Source organism: Shewanella sp. NFH-SH190041, from assembly GCF_024363255.1.
Taxonomy (GTDB): domain Bacteria; phylum Pseudomonadota; class Gammaproteobacteria; order Enterobacterales; family Shewanellaceae; genus Shewanella.
On sequence record NZ_AP026070.1, the window covers coordinates 2,332,459 to 2,353,040 of the forward strand.

At 46.5% G+C, this 20,582-nt stretch carries 23 protein-coding genes; all 23 read right to left on the reverse strand.

What is annotated here, in order from left to right; genetic code table 11:
* Positions 1-211: 211 nt before the first annotated feature.
* The 23 genes from rlmA to NFHSH190041_RS10370 all read right to left on the reverse strand — a co-directional run bounded on the left by rlmA (position 212) and on the right by NFHSH190041_RS10370 (position 20,309).
* Entirely contained in the window at positions 212-1,030 is an 819-nt protein-coding gene (rlmA, locus tag NFHSH190041_RS10265; RefSeq protein WP_261921768.1) for a 23S rRNA (guanine(745)-N(1))-methyltransferase, read from the reverse strand.
* Between the two features lie 733 nt (positions 1,031-1,763).
* The gene (locus NFHSH190041_RS10270; protein WP_261921769.1) at positions 1,764-4,190 is read right to left on the reverse strand and encodes a hypothetical protein; all 2,427 of its coding nucleotides are present in this window, start codon (positions 4,188-4,190) and stop codon (positions 1,764-1,766) included.
* Positions 4,191-4,233: 43 nt separating this feature from the next.
* Positions 4,234-6,975 carry a host specificity factor TipJ family phage tail protein gene (locus NFHSH190041_RS10275; protein ID WP_261921770.1) on the reverse strand — a complete coding sequence of 914 codons (2,742 nt, stop codon included), beginning with the start codon at positions 6,973-6,975 and terminating at the stop codon, positions 4,234-4,236.
* The gene (locus NFHSH190041_RS10280; protein WP_261921771.1) at positions 6,963-7,337 is read right to left on the reverse strand and encodes a hypothetical protein; all 375 of its coding nucleotides are present in this window, start codon (positions 7,335-7,337) and stop codon (positions 6,963-6,965) included. Before NFHSH190041_RS10280 ends, NFHSH190041_RS10275 begins: the two co-directional genes overlap by 13 nt.
* Positions 7,337-7,789, reverse strand: a complete 453-nt coding sequence (locus NFHSH190041_RS19755; protein WP_410010825.1) for a DUF1833 family protein — start codon at positions 7,787-7,789, stop codon at positions 7,337-7,339. Before NFHSH190041_RS19755 ends, NFHSH190041_RS10280 begins: the two co-directional genes overlap by 1 nt.
* The gene (locus NFHSH190041_RS10285; RefSeq protein WP_261921772.1) at positions 7,786-8,352 is read right to left on the reverse strand and encodes a hypothetical protein; all 567 of its coding nucleotides are present in this window, start codon (positions 8,350-8,352) and stop codon (positions 7,786-7,788) included. The genes NFHSH190041_RS19755 and NFHSH190041_RS10285 overlap by 4 nt, the downstream gene beginning before the upstream one ends.
* A complete protein-coding gene (locus NFHSH190041_RS10290) occupies positions 8,352-10,511 on the reverse strand; it encodes a hypothetical protein (protein ID WP_261921773.1) in 2,160 nt (719 codons plus the stop codon). Before NFHSH190041_RS10290 ends, NFHSH190041_RS10285 begins: the two co-directional genes overlap by 1 nt.
* Before the next feature lie 228 nt (positions 10,512-10,739).
* Positions 10,740-11,069: a hypothetical protein gene (locus NFHSH190041_RS10295; RefSeq protein WP_261921774.1), complete on the reverse strand. Its 330-nt coding sequence runs from the start codon at positions 11,067-11,069 to the stop codon at positions 10,740-10,742.
* Between the two features lie 9 nt (positions 11,070-11,078).
* On the reverse strand, positions 11,079-11,531 hold the full coding sequence (locus NFHSH190041_RS10300; protein ID WP_261921775.1) for a hypothetical protein: 453 nt from the start codon (positions 11,529-11,531) through the stop codon (positions 11,079-11,081).
* Positions 11,532-11,545: 14 nt separating this feature from the next.
* Complete coding sequence (locus tag NFHSH190041_RS10305) at positions 11,546-11,941, reverse strand: hypothetical protein (protein WP_261921776.1); 396 nt, start codon at positions 11,939-11,941, stop codon at positions 11,546-11,548.
* A gap of 2 nt (positions 11,942-11,943) precedes the next feature.
* On the reverse strand, positions 11,944-12,390 hold the full coding sequence (locus NFHSH190041_RS10310; RefSeq protein WP_261921777.1) for an HK97-gp10 family putative phage morphogenesis protein: 447 nt from the start codon (positions 12,388-12,390) through the stop codon (positions 11,944-11,946).
* Entirely contained in the window at positions 12,387-12,743 is a 357-nt protein-coding gene (locus tag NFHSH190041_RS10315) for a hypothetical protein (protein WP_261921778.1), read from the reverse strand. The genes NFHSH190041_RS10310 and NFHSH190041_RS10315 overlap by 4 nt, the downstream gene beginning before the upstream one ends.
* 6 nt (positions 12,744-12,749) lie before the next feature.
* A complete protein-coding gene (locus NFHSH190041_RS10320) occupies positions 12,750-13,082 on the reverse strand; it encodes a head-tail connector protein (protein WP_261925090.1) in 333 nt (110 codons plus the stop codon).
* A complete protein-coding gene (locus NFHSH190041_RS10325) occupies positions 13,082-13,276 on the reverse strand; it encodes a hypothetical protein (RefSeq protein ID WP_261921779.1) in 195 nt (64 codons plus the stop codon). Before NFHSH190041_RS10325 ends, NFHSH190041_RS10320 begins: the two co-directional genes overlap by 1 nt.
* A gap of 47 nt (positions 13,277-13,323) precedes the next feature.
* On the reverse strand, positions 13,324-14,517 hold the full coding sequence (locus NFHSH190041_RS10330; protein ID WP_261921780.1) for a phage major capsid protein: 1,194 nt from the start codon (positions 14,515-14,517) through the stop codon (positions 13,324-13,326).
* 65 nt (positions 14,518-14,582) lie between these two features.
* On the reverse strand, positions 14,583-15,191 hold the full coding sequence (locus tag NFHSH190041_RS10335; RefSeq protein ID WP_261921781.1) for an HK97 family phage prohead protease: 609 nt from the start codon (positions 15,189-15,191) through the stop codon (positions 14,583-14,585).
* Positions 15,184-16,380, reverse strand: a complete 1,197-nt coding sequence (locus tag NFHSH190041_RS10340) for a phage portal protein (protein WP_261921782.1) — start codon at positions 16,378-16,380, stop codon at positions 15,184-15,186. Before NFHSH190041_RS10340 ends, NFHSH190041_RS10335 begins: the two co-directional genes overlap by 8 nt.
* Positions 16,380-16,535, reverse strand: coding sequence for a hypothetical protein (locus tag NFHSH190041_RS10345; protein WP_261921783.1), 156 nt, complete (start codon positions 16,533-16,535; stop codon positions 16,380-16,382). Before NFHSH190041_RS10345 ends, NFHSH190041_RS10340 begins: the two co-directional genes overlap by 1 nt.
* Positions 16,532-18,271, reverse strand: a complete 1,740-nt coding sequence (locus NFHSH190041_RS10350; protein WP_261921784.1) for a terminase large subunit — start codon at positions 18,269-18,271, stop codon at positions 16,532-16,534. The genes NFHSH190041_RS10345 and NFHSH190041_RS10350 overlap by 4 nt, the downstream gene beginning before the upstream one ends.
* Positions 18,271-18,720, reverse strand: a complete 450-nt coding sequence (locus NFHSH190041_RS10355) for a phage terminase small subunit P27 family (protein WP_261921785.1) — start codon at positions 18,718-18,720, stop codon at positions 18,271-18,273. Before NFHSH190041_RS10355 ends, NFHSH190041_RS10350 begins: the two co-directional genes overlap by 1 nt.
* A gap of 192 nt (positions 18,721-18,912) precedes the next feature.
* Positions 18,913-19,260, reverse strand: a complete 348-nt coding sequence (locus tag NFHSH190041_RS19665; protein ID WP_315972938.1) for an HNH endonuclease — start codon at positions 19,258-19,260, stop codon at positions 18,913-18,915.
* A gap of 145 nt (positions 19,261-19,405) precedes the next feature.
* Positions 19,406-19,951: an antA/AntB antirepressor family protein gene (locus NFHSH190041_RS10365; protein ID WP_261921787.1), complete on the reverse strand. Its 546-nt coding sequence runs from the start codon at positions 19,949-19,951 to the stop codon at positions 19,406-19,408.
* 139 nt (positions 19,952-20,090) lie between these two features.
* Positions 20,091-20,309 carry a hypothetical protein gene (locus NFHSH190041_RS10370; RefSeq protein WP_261921788.1) on the reverse strand — a complete coding sequence of 73 codons (219 nt, stop codon included), beginning with the start codon at positions 20,307-20,309 and terminating at the stop codon, positions 20,091-20,093.
* Positions 20,310-20,582: the final 273 nt, after the last annotated feature.

Below are 20,582 nucleotides of genomic sequence, written 5' to 3' on the forward strand. Positions count from 1 at the left end.
GAAGACATAAAGATAAGCCCAACTTTCAAGCCAAGGAAACTATAAACCATTCTGCTCATAAGTCAACAAAGATAATTGGCATCAAGCTGAATTTTTTCTTTAATTTCCGACCCTTGACCAATAGCCGTTTTTAATGAGAGCTTTATTAAATTTAGTTTGAGTTTTGCTAGGTAACTCACTGATTAATTAAACTCTTATTTACAAATGTCATTTACATCTGGTTATGTTTTTGATGAATTTCTATTAAAAAATCCAGCTCACATTTAAGCCCATTAGCCACTAAATTCCCTTTCTGCTCAGCAGTTAATTTCCAGGCATAAGGCGTCATTTCAAGGAAGTGCCCTACCATTTCACCCGCCGGTAAGACTAACTCCGAGCATAACCGCTCCTGATGCACCCGAACAAAACCACTTAATTCCTGCCCTTTATCGCCGTGAAGTCGGGGGTGAGCATAGATTAATTCTTTAATCGCATAGTGGTGGGTTGGACCTGGGGAAACCGTAATCAAAATGCCCTTATCAGCCATCACTCGCGCTAACTCAGCCTCCTTCGATGGTGCGTAGACCCGTAATGCCAAGTCAAAACGATTGCTCACAAAAGGCATTTCATAAGCACTGGCGACACAGAATTTAAGTTCTGGATAACGTTTCGCGGCATAGCGGATAGCACTGCGAGAAATATCCAACCCAAACAGTTGCCGAGGTTCTGCAGTCAGTGACTGAAACAATCGATGGCTATAGTAGCCCTCACCACAACCAAGATCTAAAATCGTGCTCGCTTCAGGTTGCCACTGCTCCGCCAATTGATTAATGCGTTCGCTAAGATGCTGATAGAACCCTGCCGATAAAAATGCCCGACGAGCAAATATCATCGCTTTATTATCACCGGGATCTTTTGATTTTTTCTTATTAACTGGCAATAAGTTAACATAACCTTCTTTGGCACAGTCAAAGCGGTGTCCCTTCGCGCAGCAATAACTGTGCGCATCCAGTGTCAGTGCCCCCTGACAAACAGGGCATTGATAAGTCATATATTTTCTACTCTAAAGCGGATAGGTACCATTTCCGGCAATAGCCAGTTTAGCTGTTACTGCACGGCCATATCGATACTCGAAAGCCGCATATAATAACACTGAAACCATCAAGAGATGAGGGGTTGTACACGCTTAACTAGCAATAGTCCCCAGCCTGAAATATACCGCAAATGAGTAGCATCTTGATGATGCACACGAATAGCACTTTCCCAACCGGCGCACAAACAACTGCTAGTCAGTCGTTTTTTTCATCAGCCAAGTTAGCTATCAGCATCGCGCCCCTAAAGCCATGTTATAGTTAGCATCAGTTTTCATCACAGTTCGAGTGCCTGTGCTGCAATTATTTTCTGCCGCTATCTCTTGCGTTGAGCGGCAAAGCAAGCCGTTTTATTCACAACTGTGTCGATTTCACCTTCAATCAAGTGACCATAATGAAAAGTAATACATCCCATACTTTCTTCTTCCATGATTACGAGCATTGAATAAATAAGCAACTGTATGTAAAGGGGTTTTACTGATTATTAAAACCATTTTGGACACACTTTGGTACACAGTTGATTGAGCCACCCGCCATCCTTGGCAGGACTCGAACCCGCAACCATCGGTTTTGGAGACCGCTGTTGAATTGTGCCAAATCAGTAACTTACAGTGAGCTGTTGAAATATCTTTTAAAACTTTAATGCTGATATAGCTGAGTTTCGACCACTACGAGCAGGGATATTCAACCAGATTAAGCATAAAACGGTGATTGCTCGGAAAAAATCGGCGCACTGTAATGCACAACAATATTAACGAGATCTATCGATAGATTTTTATTTACTGTAATTACGTTTGTATCAACATTCACATCAATTACTGAGTAAATAACAGAATCAATCACGAGAACATGTGACGCATAAATATTACTAACGTCATTTAACGTCAAAATGTTTGTATTCGCGAGACCATTGCATACTGTGTTATTCAGCGTGCCAAATGTACCACTTTGCGTGCAAAGTCTTCCACTTGTGCCGTTCGATACAATCTGTCCTTTGAAGAAAGTGCCTGATGATGGCATATCATCCACGTATGTACCCATTTTTTGACAAATAAAATGCGGGATATCGCCGTCTGGCGATGGTGACATTGCCATATCACTCATATTGCCATCCCCGAGTAACACTGACGACGAATTCAAATCTCTGCGCCTCAAACCTGTAAATGAGTTATTTGACAACACGCAACATGAATATCCCCACACGCCAACCAGTGTTGCATCTGCATGCAATCCGTGGAATTTATTGCTCGAAATCAGCGACATTAGCGGAGGGGTTGCGACTGCATTTGATTCCGGTATATAAATTCCAAGTCTGCCAGTTTTTATTGTATTGCCAGAAATAGTAAAGCCTGACGCGCGATATCCATCAGTCATTACAATCCCAATTCCAATCGCATTTTTACCGATAATGCTGTTATCGTTGACCCCAAAATTTGAGATAACTTTCTCCGTTGTGACGGATGTATTTTTTATTAGGATGCCGTTGTATTTTTTATTCAAATTATCAGCAATAATAATTTTGTTCTCGTTGATGCTATTATCACTGTCAATAGCAATAATTGCCCAACCATCCGCCGCATTATCACTGATATCTGACACATCGCAGACATTATTTTTTATAATATTACCACGTCCACCAATAGTGATGCATGTCGTCCCATCTTTTTTGTGGTATCCACCCGTGCCGATAACAATATTCCCCGTAATAATATTTAGACCGCTGTCAGAGCCTTTTGTTGTTAACACTTTAATTGCATCTTTACCCGCTTTAATTACCGTATTATTTAATATTTTTGTGCCGCGCCCGTAAGAATAAAGCGCGGTGTCATACAGATGATCAGCTATGCAGTTTTGAATTACATTGTTTTTACCGACAATCTTTGCATCTGCATACGACTGGTCAAACAAAACAAGTGACTCAATATTTCTCCCGTAGCACTTATCAACAACAACTTTGTCGCAAGTCGTGAAATACGCTAATGCAAATGATGTGATTGCCGGATATGATGATTTACTATCTGAACCCAGTGCCTTACAGCCTGTAATTAATACGTTTTCAGCACATATTTCGTTTGAACCTGACGCATTCTGGCCATGTATCCCCGTGTGGGAATCAATAAATGTCACATTTTTTATTGTTGAGTCAGATAATTTCCCACCGGCATGTATGTATATTGTATGTCGTGGCTCTTTCTTTAATCCTTTTTCTCGATAACCGTCATTTGTAAACCCATTGATCAAGTTAAAATCACTAACAAAATCTGTTATCTCAAACATGCCAGGTGTAGTTTCTGTACGAGGACGAATGAGTGTTGAGCCATTTAAATCAATAGTTAAACCACTTTTTAATTTCATACCTCGCAAATAAAACATCCCATTTTTAGGAAATTTTACATAGGTACTTTCAGCGCAGGCATTGATTAAATTGTCAGTCACGTCAATATCACGAGCTAAACCCCCCCATCCATCTAACTGACCAATTGATCTGAGGTATGGGGTTTTAGCTAATGCAGCAACAGGATATGCTGTGACAACTGAATTGTCAGACAATGTAATTACAACAGAGTTATCAACGCTTTGAATAAAACTTTTAACTATATAATTAACAGAGTTATCAGCTAGCTCATAAATTGCATTGAAAGCCGATAGTTTTGGGTATTGATTATTACTTGGGGTAATCACTAATCCAGCAGTCAGATCAACGGGCTTACTTCCAAAAACATCACTAAGCACATCCGATTTATCCGCAGTGTACGCAATCCAATTATCATCAGGCTCTGCGCCCATTAAAGCGGGTGCGGTTTTTGGCAAATAAGTATGTCCATCGGTAAATCTGCGCTGCTGGTTTAAATCAGTCTGAGTTTCGCCTGCTGTCCACGGTAATACAGGCTTGGATTTAATACTCAGCGCATCACGCTCCTCCTTCCAATCTTTGGTTAATGCCGCGGCATTCTCCTCCCATTCTTTACTGATTTTTGGAAAGGTTTTACGGGCGCCTACTGGGGTATTCACTACATCATCAGCATGGGCAAATTTATCAATAGTACCGCTGGCAGTTTCGTATTGTTTAACAGCATTAACTGTGCGCTGTTCGATATTCTGAGTCATGATTTTGTCCATAAAAAAGCCCTCCGAAGTGGAGGGCTGTGATTAATTGGGTTAGTTATGCGTAGGCATCAACACGCGGGTCATCTTCTACTGCTTGACAGCTCACTTCGTACTCGCCTTTCTGTTTGACTTGCTGGAGTATGCAGCGCTTGTACATTCTGTCGGCCTGCCCAAACATATATTGGCTGGGATTCTGGCCGCGCTCGCCAACCTCGAAAATTGGTTTAACAGGTTTATCAAGCAGGATGATGATGTCAGGCTCGGGGGTGCGTTCCACTCGGTATGGCCCATGTACCCCGGCGTTGCCGTCGTTAAACAAGATGTAATGGGTTTTACCTGTCTCCCACTCAAGCAACCCCGTTACCCGCAGGTATTGTGAGCCTTGCAGCTCCTGAGATTCCAATATCTGCCCGGATTGCCCCCAACACACGGCATCATGGCTAACAGGCACCAAGTCACCATAGTTTGATTCCCAGCCATCAATATCCGTTGAGAACTCAATATTAGTTCTGCGGTAAGCTTGGCAAGCTGCAGCAAACATGCCCTCCGCCCGAGCCTGCTTCTCGCTGGTCACAAAGCGGAGTTTAAGGCTTTTGGGATTATAGCCATCATGCCCCGGCAATTTGCACAGCACAGTCTCGGACTTGCGGCTTTTTGGATTAAACCACTCAACCTCCACTGAATCGTAATCGCCCTGCTCGACTAGGGATATATCCGCACTAAAGCTATCCGACAGCATATTGACTGGGCTATACGGCTTGCATAGTGCCTGCCTTGGTTCATCCCGCCACATACTGACACTGCCAAAATCTAAGCGTGGGTACGCGCGGCCAGTTTGCAATATCTGACCTAGCGCATCCCAGAATCCAGTGGCCGAATCAAAGATGCCGTCACAGGTATCGCCACGCTGTTGCCACTTATCTCGATAGGCCGGCAGGGTGTCAAAATCTATGCCTTCATCATTTAGGCCGGCGCCATACACCTGATCTCGACAAGCATCAATCACAGCATCAGCAATAGACCGGGTAGCCTGTTCTCTGAATGTTCCATCATGCTGACGCACCGGTAGAATCCTTGTTGCATCACACCAATATTGCTGATTGGCTTGCTGGCTCAGGGCGTTAGTGGCCTTGATTTTCAGGGTAATAATGGTCTCGTGCGGATTGGTGTATTCACGTTGAATGAGGGATTTAAGCCCCATCCACTGAACTTGATCAAAGATGCGGGTTGAGTCGGTAAAAGGGGTAACCCGGCGGCAGCCAATCTCGTAACGACCAGCGGGCAGGTTCATCTCTTTTGATAGCCAGTACGTTGCCCGCTGCGGCGTATTATCAGCCTTAGTCAGTACAAAATTGTGATACCTATATGGCTCCGCACTGTCAGCAAGCCTTACCCGTACTTGCCATTCCGATGACCGGCCGATGATGTTGCCGTTTTTATCCATCTCGCCCAACCCTCTCGGCCAAACAAAATCCAGTCCAATATCAAGCGGCTCAGCATCCAGCGGCGCAGCAAGGAAGTCGCCTACCCACCGACTTTCAACATCCCGCTCGTACAACGTAAAAACGGCGGTATCAGATGACATACCGATAAACCCCGGCCACCCTTCAACCTCACCAAGTGTGTCAGAGTCAACCAGCGCCAACGCACCGCTATCATCTTTACAGACATATACGCCGTCATTACCGATAGCTTCCGAAATTCGCACAAAGACCCCAGCCATTGGTGTGAAGCTTGTAACGTCGTGGCCAGTCTCGTTGGTTACCTCAATGCGGTGGCCGAGGATTTTCTTAATGCGGTAAGTACCAGAGTTAACCCCCGCTTTATCAATGATTATCCGCATGCCAACCTTGGCAAAACCCCAGCCCGTGGCAGACTCAATCTGGTCTGGCAGATCATCAGGATTGATTAGCGAGCCATCGTCCCCCATGTCGTAAAACGAGATATTGCCCTCAAAAATCAGGCTCGGCTTACTTGAGTTAGTGATCACAACATGCCTACCGGCAGGCCACGGCCAGCCAACCCGAGTCTCATGGGTGCCGCCATAGCTTGAACTCTGAACCTTATATAAATCCACTTTCGTACCGGCAAACACGGCTTTTTGAGCGTCAACAGTGGATTCCCAGCCACCCGTTGCACCGTCCAGTTCAAGACCGCCCTTACCGTCTGTACCGCCGACCTCTTTTGATGTCCATACGATATGCGGGAAGTGATCAACCGGCTGCCCCGGCTCGTATACCTTGCATTCGATATCCGGGTTATGAATGCCAAGCTTTGTCTCACCGATGTAGTGATCATGGATTAGGAATCGGCCAACACCCTTGCTGAAAATTTGGTAAACATACTGCTCGTTATCGACATACTCCCACCAACTTGGCGTAATGATGTCAGGGTAGTGCGGCATGCGGCCATAGCAAACAGGCACTGGGTTGCCAAGCTTGGGTTGATTGCCCTGTGCGTTGTAGTTGTAGACGCTGGATGCCTGTTTAGTGTCATGATTCGTGTCATCAGGCATGTTCATCAATGTGTAAACAATTGACGCGCCAGATAACACAAGTGCAGCAACCAGAGCTATAGTGCCAAGCTCACCAAGCCGGGGGCGTAAACTGATCACGTCATGCTCTTTGACAACATAATCAAGATCTATCAGTTCATCAAAATTTACGGCGACAACCAGAGTGCCGACCGCCGGAAGTTCCCGAGCAACCCAATTCTTGAGGTTTTCACCGGTCTTGATAGATAAAATGGTGCAACCATTCTTTTGCGTTGGGTGATTGAAATGGATTATCGTAGGCATTTATAAAACTCCACGCTATCAAAACGCTGCTTAAATTTATGCAACGGCTCAATCTTCACTTTTCCGCCAACCGCATGGATGATGTATCCCGGCACCTGCTCGGTTGAGTAAATGCCACAATGCCAATGAGTGCCCTGTACTCCAGTTATTAAGCAGCCGTGCTCTGGCTGCTCAATCTGCTGCATCAAGCTTTGCTGATGACTACTCATTAGACCACTGGCTTTCGACACAGTGACAAACTGATCGATGTACAGTGGTAAGTCACTAATGCAGTACAGCATTTGCCAAGCATCACGCGCAAGCATGGCGCAGCCGCCCGCCGGATAGTGATCATCCGGCAGTGATAGAAAATGTGTGATCATTAGATATATTTCAGCCCGGGGTGGGTCTCTGTTGTATATAGCCGCCGCAGGAATCTGCGGTTAGTTAAGTCACGCCAGCTATTAGTCAAACTGATAACTGATGTGTTAACGCTGATCGATGTAGTTGTCAGCTTGATAGGCTTGTTCCTTGGTTGGCTCAAGTCATCAGTGTCGTACTCCCGATAGATGCAATCTATTGGGATAACAGGCTCGTGCCGCTTGACTGACTCGATTGCCTTGATCAACGTCTGATCGGTATTAGGTGCAGCAACTTTTAGAGCCTCCTGCCCTTTCATGTTCTTATCGGGGAGCTGAAACTCAAACTGGCCAGCAGTAAACCAAACTACTTGACCAGTTTCTAAACCAGCCCTCAGATCAACGTTATCCCGCACATATCTAAAGCAGCCCCCGGGTAGCCCTGGGTGCCTATATTCAAGAGTTGATAGAATCATTTTTTGTTGACCCCATCAAACGCAATGGCAGCCGCTTTTTCAAGCCCGGTAAGCGGCACAGTAGATAACAGCAGGGCATTGTATTTCTCAAGTTTGTTGGCTCTGAAAGCCTGTACCTCTGCGGTTAGCTTCCACATTGTCATACGCCCCCTACCATGCGGTTCAGGGCGGAAGCTGATCAGCTCAAAGTCAGAATCTTCCCCGGGCGTTTTGGTAAACCTGACCTTGTGGATTTCCAATCGGTAATCACCTGTCAGTAGGGGGCAATAAAACCATTCAACGCCCGCATCCAACTCATTGAATACCCATGACTCAAACACCTCTTTCTGCTCGCCGGAGAACGTGAATACCAGCGGCACATTAATCGGCGCAGTGCGACAGCGGCGGCGCATAGTCGTTAAGCCAAGATCCATCTGTGACCTAACAACAGTGCGCTGGTGCCGATATTTGTAGCCATTGATGTTGGGTTCGGGCAAAACCCCGTTGCCAAAGTAACTACATGGGTACTGCAAGATGTTTGGGTTGAGCGCAGCAATCTGCTCGGCAGTAGCTTTTTCGGCCATTACTTATACCCTCCGGCTTTCACACCGAGTTTTTGCGAGATATAGGACATATACTGACCACCAGAGGTGGCATCACTCATCATGATTGCAATCACTTTTTTCTCGTCATCAACCTCTGCCCGGGTGCCTTGTGGGGCATCGTAGATATTGATTACCCAAGGTTGTGAACTATCACCACCACTTCGACCATTCGCCAGCATTCCATACATCTGATCCAGCTTTCTAACCGAATCATTTGTGTAAACACGCTCACCCTTATCAAGAAGCCAGGTACCTTCACGCGGCACTTCGTCAATGCCGGAGTGAGCCATACCACCAATGGCCTGCCCAGCAACAATGCCGACCGACGCATACCCTAGCGCCCTGACAGCGGATGATGCGATGGGGCCGGCGACGGGTCCAAGCGTCAGCGCCTTGGTTGCCGCATCTTCGGTGGATATGATCATCGATGGAATAGCCGCTGCTTTTTGAGTTGCAAGCATCAGTTTGTAAATGCCGGTATGTTCCTTACCCGCATCAGCCAGCGCGCTGGTAGTGATCGACATCTGCTGCTGCGTAAATGTCAGTAAGTCGGCGGCAATCTGCGACTGATACGCCTTACGCTTATCAAGTCCGGCCGCTTCAATAGCCGTTATCTGCTCTTGGTTGTCGGCTGACAACTGCTGCAAATCGGCATAATACTGAACCTGCAGCGCCTTTTGGGCTTCTTTGTCCGCGATCGAGGCGTCATAGGCTTTTTGATAGGACTCAACTAAAGAGCCAACCCTATCCTCATAGTTGAATTTCTCTTGCAGTAACGCTTGATTATCCCCGGCCTGCATCAGCTGAATACGGCGCTGCTGCTCTTGCAACATCTTTTGGGATGCGTCTTGGTAAGATTTAACCGCGTCCTCTTGGGCTTTTTGGATAGGGCTTTTACCGGGCACCGGTTTCGGAGTAATTTGCCCGCCAATAAGGTCAACTTTAGGCGGCTTAAAATCAGTAACTTTCCTGATTAGCGCGTCAATAGTTGAGTCGAACCCTGACAGGTCTGTTTCACCTGCAAGCTGCTTCTGAATTTCAACTGTTCGCGCTTGTAATTGCTGATATCTGGCCAACTGCTCAGACGACATCTGCCAGTATCCCGGCACATCATCATTACCATCAATCCAGCTGCCAGACCGCTCTATTGCTGACATTTCCTTGCTAATATCATTGAGCGTTGACCGAAGAATATCGGCGTCTTCAACTTGAAACCAATCCCGCCCCAGCACGCTCCCCATTTCACGGATCTCAGCCTTAATGGAGTCAACCATCTCAAAAAAAGCGTGAGTCGCACCACGTGTAGCCTCAAGCATCGAGGCTGATAAAGCTTTGCCGAGATTCTGAAAACCGCCATTAGCCTTGGCTGTAGTGATTAGCCAACTATTCAAGCCGTCAAGCACGTACTCAATTGCAGGGGCTGAACTGGCGACTACGTTTTGCCAAGTGCTGCTAGCAATTGCAAACAACCTGTCAAACTCAACCCGAGCAAGCTGCGCGTTGCGAGCCATATTCTGATCAATAGATAGCCCAGCGCGCTCTGCTTCCGACACAAACTTGCTGAACGCAGCATCAGAACCATACAGAGTGTTGAACATCTGAGCGGCAGATTCGTTAACCTCATCAAGCATAAACCGCGCTTGGTTGGCGTCCATTTTATTGATCTCGGCAACGAATTTCCGGAACTGCTCATCTGGCCGTAGGTTTGCCCAGTCACTAGCTTTCTGGTTTATTAAGTTGAAGAAATCAATCAGGGGACCACTGGTACCGTTGTTTGCGGTGTCTTGAATTCGAACTGAAACATCCTTCATCACGTCAGCAAGCTGATCCATGCTGACACCGGACAGTTTTGCCGCATAAGCCAGATCGCCGAACTTCTGAACCGGGATAGACAGATTGGCCGCAGTCCGAGTCATTTCATCAATACTATCGAGACTGGCTTTTACGGCGAATCCGACACCGGCGACTGCAGCAGTTGCTGCGCCAGCGGCGACACCCGTGGTTTTTGCCATTGAAGCAAAGCTGGAGGCAACATCTTTTGTCCAGTTTTTCGCAACCTTCTTAGACTGCTGTAAATCAGAAACAAACTGAGCCGAATTAGCCCGAAGCGCCACTGTAAGCCGAGCAACGTCAGCCATAACAACTCCATCACATCATCAATAACCGTTCACACGCACTGGTTTGATAATCATCATCAGCAGTGTCGGTCATGTGGTTACCCGCCTCGCCGTCCTCATATTTCAAATTAAAGTGAGCCGCCCAAAGCGTTAACAGCTCTAGGTCAGAGTCATAATAAAGAATGCGAGGATCTGCGATACCAAGCCTCTCTCCGAGTTCAAAGCAGAGGCTTAGTATTGGCGAGGCGGTTAAGCGTTTTTTGCTGCATCAACATCTGTGTTGATTGCAGTAATGGTCTGAAATGCCGCGAAGATCTCAGCGTATGAATAAACGTCCTTTAACTCTTGAGGCGTAACGCTTGCGGCGGCAACACTGCCATCTTCTTCGAGCAAAGAATCAAGTACAAACTGAGCGGCCAAATCTAGAATTTCATCCGAATCAGCATTTTCAACTTGTTTGTTGTATTCAGCAATTTTTGCCGCTGGTGAGCAGACAGCCTCAAAGTCATCACCGAAAACATGGACTTTTACGGGGGTGCGCTTTTTGGCTGACAGCAGCCGGGATTTTAAGTCTTTCATAAGTACCTACTAAACTGATGGGGCGGTATAGCCGCGAGCAATATCATTTTGCTTGCCAGAGACAACGACTTTCATCGGAGAACCTTTTTCAAGCTCCTGCATTTCCCAGCCAGCCAGGGCAATAGTCATGTCCGCCCAGCGACCGTTAGGAAATTCAATGCGAACTTTCACGGTTTCATCGTTGTCAGCGGCAGCAAGAAAAGCTACTAAATCCGTGTCAGTTGGATCATCAAGGAACACAAATTCTTTATCTGGCCCTTCTGACATATCAGCCATGAACTTCTTAGAGGTATCAATCAAGCGGGTGCACTCAACAAAGCTTGATTTTTTACCAGTGGCACCCACTGCATCAGCGTCTTTGAGCAGCTTCAGCGCATCAGTTGCAGCGGTTACCGCCCCCCACAAAAACCGAGTACCCTTGGGCAGCTTGGCGTATTCAGATGGATCCTTAATTGCAGACATTCATAACCTCTCAGTTAGTAATAAATTCGAAAATCACGGTTAAACTGGTACTGGGCTTCGCCTTCCTCGCCTTTGAGGATTTGGTCGAAACCGCCATTGCTTTCTATAAGTTGGACTGGGTAGCCACCTAATAAGCCGCCAAAATCATCAAGCTCATAGGTAATTGAATTAATCAAAGCCAAAGCCTCATCTGGATCCGTGTGATAAAGGGTTATCGAGTAAATATCACTGTTAATCCCTGTCTTGCGTAAACCACCATTAACAAAGCCATTGCTTATCCTGCGAAATACAAAACAGTTTTCTTCATCCTCTGGACGCTGAAACCACCATGCACTCAAGCCGCTTTTTTCAGACAAATGGCCCCTTATCCCAGCCTCCAAAGTGATGGCAGGATTGCGTATTTGACTCATGGCTATTTACCTTTTGCGGCTTGGCGGGCGTACTTGCGCTGGGTTTTACCGATCTGCTCGGACAGCGTGTCTTTGAACTTCTGCACCGCAGATTCGCGGTGGTTGTAGAGTGCTGGCCGCATAAATGGGTCAGCTTGCTGCTTCTCAGTACCAAACTCTTGGGCGATAGCCTTTTGAGCGTGAATTTTGTTAAAGCCAACCCGGATAGTAACAGCAGTGTCCCGCCCCTCGCCCTTGCTACCGTATTTTGTATTCATCTTGACGTTTTCACGCATGTGATCATCAGGATTATCAGCGTCATAACCAGCGTTTAAGGCGACACTTAGTTGGACTGGTATCATTGCCTCACGAGCAGCCTTTCCGAGTACACGCTTTGCATCCTTAAAAGCTAATTCATTGAGCATATCTTCCAACGCTGACAGCCCGGTTACTTCGATTTTTTCAATCACGGCGACACCTTTGGCAGCTTTTCCGCTGGATTGTAAGCAGCTTCAACCTTCACGGGCTGCCGCCTGTCTAGATCATCAACCGCGGTGACTTTCAGGAACTCACCTCGAATTTCAAGGTAATCACCAAGCCTAAAGCGGTGTTTCGGATGATGACGGGCAAGCAGGTGGTACTCGTTTAAGCCCTGCTTTCTATCGCCAGCGTCAGTATTGCCCATTTGATCACTGCGCTTATCATCTAAGCCAATCTTGATAGAACGCAGCTTTTTAAGTTGGTTTTTGATTGCGCCAGATGGAGATTGGCCTTTGTGCATTTGATAATGGATTGCTGGAATGTTTAGCTTTCCTGCTCTCATATCACCTCACAGATTTATAATTTGATAAGGCTCTAGCAATGCAGAAACACCGAGCGGAATATTTTTAAGAGTGACTTCACTGCTAGCCTCTCTATTTGTATAGAAATGACCAATCAAAAGCAGCACTGATAAACAAATATCCTCTGTAGCATCAATTGCATTCTCAGGGATTAAAGTTGAATCACTTGGCTTTTCTGATTCTGACCAGTAAATATGACGGTTAACTCTGTTAGCAGCTAAACGCTTTGCGGCAGATAGATAACCAGTTAATAAGCTATCCTCGCTAGTATCATCAACTTCAATATTTAGCTGTAACTTAATATTTGCTAAATCAAGCATCACTTAGCCTCTTTAGCCATGCCTCGCTCAATTAATCGAGTTGCGGTTTCTGCATCACAAGGATACTCATCTCCACAAGCAAACCGCTTGTTTAACTCTGAATCAGCCAAAGCGGTTAACAAAGTCACCTTTGCATCACGGGTAACTTCTGATTGCTCTGCTTGTTCAATCTTTTCTTTTTGCTTTTTAGCCATAACTTACTCCAATAAAAAGGGCGCTAAATAGCACCCTTGCAAACCAATTAAGCGTGAGTAAGTTTTGCTACAGCGGCCAAATCTTCAAGCAGCACATCAAAACGATGGAAGCCGATAAATCCCATTTGGTCGAATTCAGCATAACGCTCAGTTAAGCGGCGTAATTGCTGATAGGTAACTCGACGTAAAATCACGTTCATAAAGTCACCATATAACACTGAGGTTTTGCCCGTTGCCGCAGCATCCAAAGCTTGGTCAATGACATACTGATCACCATCAATGGTAGCAGGGGCTACACCAGCGATAGCAGGAAGCCACAATGGACGGCCTTGACCATCTTTCATTAACTTCATGCCTTTTAAAGTGGCATCATTGAAAGCAAAACGGCAACCTTCACCCATGCGATAAGCTGGATCAACGGCGTGTTTAAGCTCAATCAAATCCTCATAAGCTACGGCAGCAGCGGCAGCAGCTTGGTGCGATAGCTGAACTTGTTTGATTAAACCGTTTACATTATTACCAGCGCCAGTACCTTGCACAATTTGACTTGCTTCTAGTCGACCTAAACGCTGACCAATGCGACGAGCAATAAACGCATCAATATCAATGCCTGAGTCTTGCAGCATTTCGTTAGAAACTAGGATGATTTTAGAGCTACCCTTTTTAGCCCCAAGCGTTGCTTGAGTAAAGGTAGGATCTTGCTTACTTGTTTCAGCGTTTTCCGCAAGCATTTCACCCATTTCAGTACGACCATCTGAAACAGCCCATTGCATTTCTGCACCATTAGCAGTGTTAATCACTTGGCAAACATTAGCTATGCCGCCAAAGGCTTTCATTGACTCAATTACCTTGGCGACAAATGTGGCTGGCACAGTAAAACCACCAGAAGCACCAGCACCTGTACCTAATGCACGGATTTCGGCCTTTTGCTCTGGAGTCAAATCAGAAAAACCGTGGCGCAGGTATGTTGTAAAGGCTTCCGCCTGTCGTTGCTCAACAGAACTCTCGCCATCACTGCGTTGCTCGTCTTGATGATCCTGAGCAAACTTTTCATCCATCGCGCGGAGCTGTTCTTCACGCTCAATCTTTGCAGCGAGATTATCATGCTCAATCAGCATATCTCCCCAGCGCTTGTTTTCAGCTTCATCAAAAGAGCGTTTTTCATCTTTCACTTTATCGTTCAATTCGCGCATTTGGCGGGCAATAGTGTCGCGCTTTTGCAGCATTTCATGGTATTTCATGCGGTAAAACTCCAATAAAAAAGCCGCTTAATGGCGGCCGATAGATTTGATGTAAATTTATGGGGTTACAGAGTCTTTAAAAGGCGATCTCTGTGTGCCTGCTCTTGCGCAACAGCAAGTTGCCGCTGTTCTTCTGAATCGGTTTTCAGTGCCTTTTTTGCTTCATTCAAGGCTCTGGCAGATGCCTCGGTATCGTTATAGGCTGGATAAGTTACTGGACTCACATCAAGCAATTTAGATACTCGGGTAATGGTGCGAACATAAACACCATCGTCCCCCTCATCCCAACGATAGCCATCACTCGGCAATCTAAAAGCAAAGCTTGATTGGGTAATATCACCACGTTTAAGCGGCTCTAAAACTAAGTCTCTAACCGTTTGAGTATCAGGCGGGGTAATCTCATAGCGCAGCCCCACATTGTCGACCGACAGCTTCAACGTGCCAGCGGGAACGCGCCCCAAAACAAAGTTGCGGTCATGGTTGAACAAGGCTCGGACATCATCCTCAAGCACATCATCAAAAGCGCCCTTGGCGATGACTTCAACAAAGCCGCCTAAGTTATTGGAGCGGGTATCGAACTTAGCGGCATAACCGATAATAACTGGAGCTTGATTTTCTTCTCGGGTCTCCATCCGCACTTCACCAGTGCAATAAAACTGATTATCTTTACTCATTAACTGCCTCTGGCTGTTTTGGTTGTAAGTCTGCTGACAGAATGAAATCATCCAACCCATCAACTCTATTCATTTCTTCGAGTGCCCGAACTTCGTTGCGGCTCATCCAACCATCACGAATGCCTTTTGTGTAAAACTCGGCGCGTTCTTTAGCTGTGCCACGCAGCAGTCCATTAAGATTGAACTTGACGTAATAACCCGCCTTGCGCTCAGCCTCGGTAAACACCTTTCGGTTTATCTCTTGCTCGTAATTCACGATCCACGGCGTCATCGTGTGCCGCACAAACTGAATGGCTTGCTCTGAGATATTGCTGAAAGTAGCTTTCTCAAGATCGTTAATCATGTGCGCAGGGACGTTATAAATCCCGGCAATTTCTGACCTGTTGAATTTTCGGGTATCAAGAAACTGCGCATCTTCCGGGGGAATAGTCAGAGATTTATATTCCAACTCAGTCGGTAGTAATAGGGTGGTGTTGTCATCACGCTTAAGGGCGTTTTTAGCTGATTTCCAAGCATCTTTTAAAATGCCCCAGCTATCCTTATTTAATGCTGATTTAGCACTAACAATTGCGGTGGGGCGCCCACCTCCAGCAAAGAATTGGTTGCCATAATTCTGAGCAGCCAAACCTAAAGCAAATGACTCTCGACACTGTGTGATCGGGCTTTTGCCAATCTTAGAGTCAGCACCTATCGCCTTAATGTGCAGCATGTCGAAAGGACTAATCCCAGCCTGCCCCAACTCATCATTAGTCACACGGTAAACATACCGGCCAGAATTAGATTTCATCAGAGCCACCTCAATAGGCTTCAGAAACTCCAGAGACCGGATTTCACCTTTTCGACTCCGCTTGATATATGAGTAACTATTCCCCCACCCTCCGAGATGAAACATCGAAGTTTCGCGCCAGCTGTATGATGTTTGCCATTGATTCGGCTCATCATGCAGCAAGTAATAAGCGGGGTGATCTGTCGCTCGCACCACCTCGCCATCAACCTTACGCATAACATGCAAAGGGAGCTGCCCCATTGAGCGACCAAGCACACCTATACACGCATACACGGCAGATAAAGTAAGGGCGGTATTTTCGCTTACCGCCCCGGTGCATAACCATGAATCACTTGCCAGTTCTGAAAGTGGCACCGCCGGATTTTCACCACTGGGCGCACTTCGAAATAACATCTCAAACATTATGTGCCCCTTGAGTTTTTAGCCGCTACCAAGGCGAACAGCAGGCTTAGCGAGCCACCCAGCATTAATGCTGTACCTGAGCCAAAATGTAAGTAACAGCCAGCGCACAACGCAGAAAAACCGCCGAGGCCGACCAAGTTAATAAATGTTTTCACAATACAAAATCTTCCTCGTTAAAATCTGCCAAGGCATTGAAGCAATCACCTTCATCCAACATTGCTCGACCAACACCCATGATCAGCGCGACTGCACCATCAATTTTTTGGTCTGGCTTATCTTTGCGGGGAAACTCGTTTTCATTGGCATCGGTCTTTGAGATAACGTTTGACATCATCCAAGTCAGTACCGGGTTACCATCGTGGTGCAATCGACCGGCTTTTAATGCTGCTTCCAGCTCTTTCATGCCGGGTGACAAGTGAGCGGTATTCTGTGGAATTTTTACAACCGGCAACCCCTCAGTATTAAGCTGCTGCGCAAGCTGTGCGGCGTTCCAAGGGTCGTGAGGCACCTCCCGGACTGAGTGCCCATCAGCAAGATCGATAACTTCATATCCAATGGTGCCAAAGTCAATTTCAGCCCCGTCAGTTGGCTTCAAAGCGCTGCCATCTGAGTTGGCCCACGGGGTTGATACCCACTTTTTGTAAAGCTCGGTGTTTTTCTGATCTGGGTTGAAGATGGTTTCTTCCGGCAAGTAGTGACGACTGAATACGTAGTAATGGAGTAGTCCGTTATCATCACGTCTAGTGAAAACCTGCACAAAAGAGCAGATATCCAATTTTGAAGCCAAGTCCAGCGCAAACCACGCCGGATCGCCAACGAAGTCATCAATTTTAAGCGACAAATCCTCAGCGCTTCGCCAATCTTCCATGTTGAAAAAGGCGCTAGACGCGTTAACCCAAACATCAAGATGCTTGGTTTTAAAAATGCTGGCGTAGCGGGGGCTTCGCATTGCTCGGAGCTGCTGGCTCAACAGGTAGCCTTTGTCTACTGAAACCCCAATGTTTGGGTTGGCTTTCTCTAAAACCTTTGGGTCTGTCCAGTCGTCACCCTCATCAATGGTGTAAATAATCCCGAAGATTTCATCATCTGTAATCGAACCATCAAGGATCTTTATCACATCATCGTGCAGGTCTTTGCATGGCCCAGCCAAATTACTACCTGCTGTGGTGATGACAAACATCAGCGGCTGGGTACGCGCCCCCATACCGGTCTGCATCGTATCGTACAGATCAGGATTGTCGTGCTCATGATATTCATCCACAATCGCACAGTGAGGGCTAGCACCATCGCCAGGGTTGCCGATAACAGGCTCAAAAACTGACCCATCAGGCTTAACCAGCTTCTTAGCACATACATCAACATGAAAAGCAGAGCGCAGCATTGGAAGTGCAGAGGCGATCAGCTTTGCAGGCTTGAAAACCTCGTGAGCCTGCTTCTCTGTTGTTGCGCCTGCGTAAACCTCAGGGGCACCTTCACCGTCAGCACAAAAGGTATAAAGGCCGTTACCAGCGGCGATAATTGACTTGCCATTTTTGCGAGGCACTTCAATGTAAGCCTGCCGAAAACGCCTTGTTTTATCACTTCTTCGCAGCCAACCATAAAGCACAACGTGTATGAATTTCTGCCATGGCTCCAGCTTGATTTTTCGCTCATTAAGCGGCTTCTTAGCCCACTGCCCCTTTGTGTGAACGAGCTGCTGCATAAACGTGCAAGCGCGTTCACCCCTCACTTTATCAAAGTAGTACGGGAAAGTTTTGTCAGCCTGAGATCGCTCAAGGTCATACAAGTGCCGTTTACAGGCATTAATTACGTGATGGCATGCTGGAATTTTTCCGGACACCACGTCTCTGGCGTACTTATGAGCGCTGACAACGCATGAAAATTTAGGCATTACACGTAGTCCTTAAAGCTGTTCTCAGGCTCAGAGTTGTTATTCCCAGAGCCAAATATTTTTGTCCGACTCAGCGGATCTAGTCCGAGCAGTGAGCCGCATCGAATAAGTGATGATAAAGCGTCTTGTCTAGCGTTAATGGCCGGATGCTTTTTCAGGCCGCCATCAGCTGTGGAAACAGTAAGCCCACCTTCAGAAACTTCTTGCTCGGCTTGTAGGTATAAAGAAAACGAGTTGCAGTAGCTAAGCAAGATCGGCAAGTCAGCCTCAGTGAGTAGCTGCCGGGAAATTAAAACCTGTGATTGTGTAACCCACACCCGAGTCGCAGTTTCATCACGTAAACCCAGTGGAATTTCGACTTTTTGCAGGCATTCAGAGCCATTTACCACAGAAACACTGTTACCCGTATCTGGCTTGCGACCCGCACCAGCAGCGCGAACCAGCGACATTTTACTGGCCTCCAAAAATCCAAAAAAAAGTTTCTTATTTCTCGCGCATAAAAATAGACTTAGACGGGCGGTCAGTTAGCGTCACCCTGTAGAGATTTACCCCACCCCTACCCATGCAGCATGAGCAGCCAGCAGCATTGAAATCAATTATTTTTACACGCTCGACTGAGCACATGCAGAATGGTTAACGCCTCACTGAGCGCGTTCTAGAGCGGTTTTAGCGCGGTGGCACTTCCGACAAAGTGACTCTAAATTGTCCATAGAATCGCTACCTCCATGAGCTTTAGCCACGATGTGATCCACATCATTGGCAGGCACCGCTTTACCTTTTCGTCTGCATTCGCAGCACAGGAACTTATCTCGCTTGAGTACCTGCATTCTGAGCTTCTGCCATGACCAGCCATAGCCACGCTCTGATGCCGACTTACCCTGCTGATGCGCTTCCCATCCGCACGACTTATGCTCATCACAATACCGCTCTGTAGTCACTCGCTTACAGCCGCGATATGCACATGGCTTAGGTGTTCTTGGTGGCATCATCCGCCTCCATTTTGTTCAGCCTTTTACCAACCGAATCGTTTAAAATCCTCGCAGCAAACTTCGGGCTAAAGAGCCAAGCGAAAGCGAGCAACATAAGTGTCGAAAATCCAGTCCAGCGACCCTTAGGCTTAAATACTTCCATCGCTCACGCCGCCTCCTGACCTAAAAACAGATTCCCTTGAGCCTTCTCGATCAACTCTTTGAATACCTGAGCCTCGTTAGCCAGGAAAGCTTTGCGCTTCAACATTGCCCGGCTACCCGCCGATGCGTCATCAAAGGTCTGACGGTCTAACAATGACAGTCGGTTTAAATTTGATTGCAGCGCGAACAACTCCTGAGCGCGAGTAGCTACATCGATGTAATATTTGCGAACCTGTCTGCCCTTTTCGGTGCTTTCAACCATAGCTAAATGCTTAACCATATCAGGACTGCACAAATACTCCTCGAAAGATCTTCCTACCCGTAAGTTATTGATTTTCTCGTTATAGTCACTTTTGACTATAAGTATTTGGTAATCAACACCACACTCAAATTGATACTTTTGAATTCTTTTTTGAATCCATTTTGAGAACTGAGTCTTAACACCCAGCCACTCATGCACCCGCCTTGCATCAACAAGGTTTTCAGAATTGGCGGCAAAGGCGCTTTTCACCTCAGCGAACTCAGACTCAGTTAGCAGATAGCCTTCCATAATCGTGTCCTTTAATTGAAGTCCGGAATAAGGTGGCCAGAGGAGCGGACTAACTCCCTTTTCAGCTTGCACTGCCTAGGCCTTAAAACAGGCACAAAAAAGCCCCGCAATTACGGGGCTTCATACAATAAAAATAGGGCTACAATTTATATATCTTGCTCATCGCTAATGAGCGTAAATCATCCTCGAATTCACATTCTTCAAATTCAGACCTATCAATTATGTACCGCTTTTCATCAATATAAAGATGATACTCTTCAGCATCATTCATCTTGCCTATCCGTGCTGTATAGCTTTTTCCATTATCGTCAACAAAATTTACAATCAACTTTACCGGTACAGCGTGCAGTGTTGTCATATCAACTCCAAACCAATTAATCCCTTCACAGAATAACTTGGCGCACCAGAGCTATTTTCGACCCACATCACACAATCTAACCTGTAATCACTCAAAAAATAAGTACAGGTTAGCCCGGTCATGCGTCCATAACCGGCTAAACATAGTCATCTTAGGGCGGGATATTCTCGGCTACGGCAAGGCTGTGTCCGTTAACGCCTAATCCCAACTTGAGCGCCTTTCCCCAGTATCGTCAGGGTTTATACGGCTAAGCTTCCTTAGCATAAGGTGCGC

Bases quoted from the DNA above. Each gene is read 5' to 3' on its own strand.
- NFHSH190041_RS19755 (WP_410010825.1), bottom strand. From the start codon at position 7,789: ATGATTCTATCAACTCTTGAATATAGGCACCCAGGGCTACCCGGGGGC.
- NFHSH190041_RS10350 (WP_261921784.1), bottom strand. From the start codon at position 18,271: ATGCCTAAATTTTCATGCGTTGTCAGCGCTCATAAGTACGCCAGAGAC.
- rlmA (WP_261921768.1), bottom strand. From the start codon at position 1,030: ATGACTTATCAATGCCCTGTTTGTCAGGGGGCACTGACACTGGATGCG.
- NFHSH190041_RS10275 (WP_261921770.1), bottom strand. From the start codon at position 6,975: ATGCCTACGATAATCCATTTCAATCACCCAACGCAAAAGAATGGTTGC.
- NFHSH190041_RS10355 (WP_261921785.1), bottom strand. From the start codon at position 18,720: ATGTCGCTGGTTCGCGCTGCTGGTGCGGGTCGCAAGCCAGATACGGGT.
- NFHSH190041_RS10325 (WP_261921779.1), bottom strand. From the start codon at position 13,276: ATGGCTAAAAAGCAAAAAGAAAAGATTGAACAAGCAGAGCAATCAGAA.
- NFHSH190041_RS10365 (WP_261921787.1), bottom strand. From the start codon at position 19,951: ATGGAAGGCTATCTGCTAACTGAGTCTGAGTTCGCTGAGGTGAAAAGC.
- NFHSH190041_RS10285 (WP_261921772.1), bottom strand. From the start codon at position 8,352: ATGGCCGAAAAAGCTACTGCCGAGCAGATTGCTGCGCTCAACCCAAAC.
- NFHSH190041_RS10340 (WP_261921782.1), bottom strand. From the start codon at position 16,380: ATGTTTGAGATGTTATTTCGAAGTGCGCCCAGTGGTGAAAATCCGGCG.
- NFHSH190041_RS10330 (WP_261921780.1), bottom strand. From the start codon at position 14,517: ATGAAATACCATGAAATGCTGCAAAAGCGCGACACTATTGCCCGCCAA.
- NFHSH190041_RS10300 (WP_261921775.1), bottom strand. From the start codon at position 11,531: ATGTCTGCAATTAAGGATCCATCTGAATACGCCAAGCTGCCCAAGGGT.
- NFHSH190041_RS10270 (WP_261921769.1), bottom strand. From the start codon at position 4,190: ATGGACAAAATCATGACTCAGAATATCGAACAGCGCACAGTTAATGCT.
- NFHSH190041_RS10335 (WP_261921781.1), bottom strand. From the start codon at position 15,191: ATGAGTAAAGATAATCAGTTTTATTGCACTGGTGAAGTGCGGATGGAG.
- NFHSH190041_RS10370 (WP_261921788.1), bottom strand. From the start codon at position 20,309: ATGACAACACTGCACGCTGTACCGGTAAAGTTGATTGTAAATTTTGTT.
- NFHSH190041_RS10280 (WP_261921771.1), bottom strand. From the start codon at position 7,337: ATGATCACACATTTTCTATCACTGCCGGATGATCACTATCCGGCGGGC.
- NFHSH190041_RS10305 (WP_261921776.1), bottom strand. From the start codon at position 11,941: ATGAGTCAAATACGCAATCCTGCCATCACTTTGGAGGCTGGGATAAGG.
- NFHSH190041_RS10320 (WP_261925090.1), bottom strand. From the start codon at position 13,082: ATGCTTGATTTAGCAAATATTAAGTTACAGCTAAATATTGAAGTTGAT.
- NFHSH190041_RS10290 (WP_261921773.1), bottom strand. From the start codon at position 10,511: ATGGCTGACGTTGCTCGGCTTACAGTGGCGCTTCGGGCTAATTCGGCT.
- NFHSH190041_RS10315 (WP_261921778.1), bottom strand. From the start codon at position 12,743: ATGAGAGCAGGAAAGCTAAACATTCCAGCAATCCATTATCAAATGCAC.
- NFHSH190041_RS10295 (WP_261921774.1), bottom strand. From the start codon at position 11,069: ATGAAAGACTTAAAATCCCGGCTGCTGTCAGCCAAAAAGCGCACCCCC.
- NFHSH190041_RS19665 (WP_315972938.1), bottom strand. From the start codon at position 19,260: ATGATGCCACCAAGAACACCTAAGCCATGTGCATATCGCGGCTGTAAG.